Source organism: Ursidibacter sp. B-7004-1 (genome assembly GCF_053654055.1).
In genome coordinates this window covers 1-2,227 of sequence record NZ_JBSIUP010000071.1, presented here as the reverse complement: position 1 = coordinate 2,227, position 2,227 = coordinate 1, and the positions used below count along the sequence as shown (strand labels likewise).

Genomic DNA, 2,227 nt, shown 5'->3' with positions numbered 1-2,227 from the left:
TGGTCGCGTTCACGTCAATTGTACCGTTCGGGCTAGATACATTACCTGAGTTAGTAATGTCTTTACCGTCTAGGTCTACACCTTTATCACCAGTGATGTTGCCACTGTTGGTCAGGTTCTCTTTAGCGGTTACGTTCGCTGTGCCATTGGTTGAAGTGATGTTACCTTTGTTGTCTACATTGGTTGCATCAACTGTCACATTCTCTTTCGCTTTTAAGTTACCTGTTTCGGTATTGGTGAAGTTGTTGGTCGCATTCACGTCAATTGTACCGTTCGGGCTAGTTACATTACCTGAGTTAGTAATGTCTTTACCGTCTAGGTCTACACCTTTATCACCTGTGATGTTGCCACTGTTGGTCAGGTTCTCTTTAGCCGTTACGTTCGCTGTGCCGTTTTCAGAGGTGATGTTACCTTTGTTATCCACATTGGTTGCATCCACAGTTACGTTTTCTTTGGCTTTTAAGTTACCTGTTTCGGTGTTGGTGAAGTTGTTAGTCGCATTCACGTCAATTGTACCGTTCGGGCTAGTCACATTACCTGAGTTAGTAATGTCTTTACCGTCTAGGTCTACACCTTTGTCGCCAGTGATGTTACCACTGTTGGTCAGGTTCTCTTTAGCGGTTACGTTTGCTGTGCCGTTTTCAGAGGTGATGTTACCTTTGTTATCCACATTGGTTGCATCCACAGTTACGTTTTCTTTGGCTTTTAAGTTACCTGTTTCGGTGTTGGTGAAGTTGTTAGTCGCATTCACGTCAATTGTACCGTTCGGGCTGGTTACATTACCTGAGTTGGTGATGTCTTTACCGTCTAGGTCTACACCTTTGTCGCCAGTGATGTTACCACTGTTAGTCAGGTTCTCTTTAGCGGTTACGTTTGCTGTGCCGTTTTCAGAGGTGATGTTACCTTTGTTATCCACATTGGTTGCATCCACAGTTACGTTTTCTTTCGCTTTTAAGTTACCTGTTTCGGTGTTGGTGAAGTTGTTAGTCGCATTCACGTCAATTGTACCGTTCGGGCTGGTTACATTACCTGAGTTGGTAATGTCTTTACCGTCTAGGTCTACACCTTTATCACCAGTGATGTTGCCACTGTTAGTCAGGTTCTCTTTAGCGGTTACGTTCGCTGTGCCATTGGTTGATTCAATGTTACCTTTGTTGTCGATGTTGGTCGCATCTACGGTTACATTTTCTTTGGCTTTTAAGTTACCTGTTTCGGTGTTCGTGAAGTTGTTAGTCGCATTCACGTCAATTGTACCGTTCGGGCTAGTCACATTACCTGAGTTGGTGATGTCTTTACCGTCTAGGTCTACACCTTTGTCGCCAGTGATGTTGCCACTGTTGGTCAGGTTCTCTTTAGCCGTTACGTTCGCTGTGCCGTTTTCAGAGGTGATGTTACCTTTGTTATCCACATTGGTTGCATCCACAGTTACGTTTTCTTTGGCTTTTAAGTTACCTGTTTCGGTGTTGGTGAAGTTGTTAGTCGCATTCACGTCAATTGTACCGTTCGGGCTGGTTACATTACCTGAGTTGGTAATGTCTTTACCGTCTAGGTCTACACCTTTGTCGCCAGTGATGTTGCCACTGTTGGTGAGGTTCTCTTTAGCGGTTACGTTCGCTGTGCCATTGGTTGAAGTGATGTTACCTTTGTTGTCCACATTGGTTGCATCCACAGTTACATTTTCTTTGGCTTTTAAGTTACCTGTTGGTTCATTGGTGAAGTTGCCATTGGTGCTATTAACAGTGATAGGACCATTGTCAGAAGTTACGTTACCTGCGTTTACAATGTCTTGATGAGCATTGATTTCAACGCCTTTATCACCGTTTAGGTTACCTGTTTGGGTATTGGTAAACTTGCCTTGATCTGAATACACATCAACCTTACCCTCGTTAGAGGTTACATTACCTGCATTGGTGATGTCGTTCGTAGCATATAGTTTCACATTTTCTTTAGCGGTGATGTCACTGCCTGCACCTGTGGTGATGTTGTTCTTAGCGTTTAAGTTTGCAGCACCTTCTTCAGACTTGATTTTGCCGTTATTGGTGATGTCATCAGCATTCACTGTTACATTTTCTTTGGCTTTCAAGTTACCTGTGTTGGTGTTGGTGAAGTTGTTGGTTGCATCAACTTTAATCTCGCCGTCATTAGAAGTTACATTACCTGAGTTAGTGATGTCTGGTGCTTTTAATGACACATCGTTTTTCGCAGTGATATTGCCACTGTTGTCCAG

General features: G+C 43.5%; 1 protein-coding gene. It reads right to left on the bottom strand.

The window, feature by feature from the left end:
- Positions 1 to 2,227 (bottom strand): beta strand repeat-containing protein (locus tag ACWIW0_RS11235; RefSeq protein ID WP_454453386.1); only part of this gene is annotated, 2,227 nt, incomplete at both ends.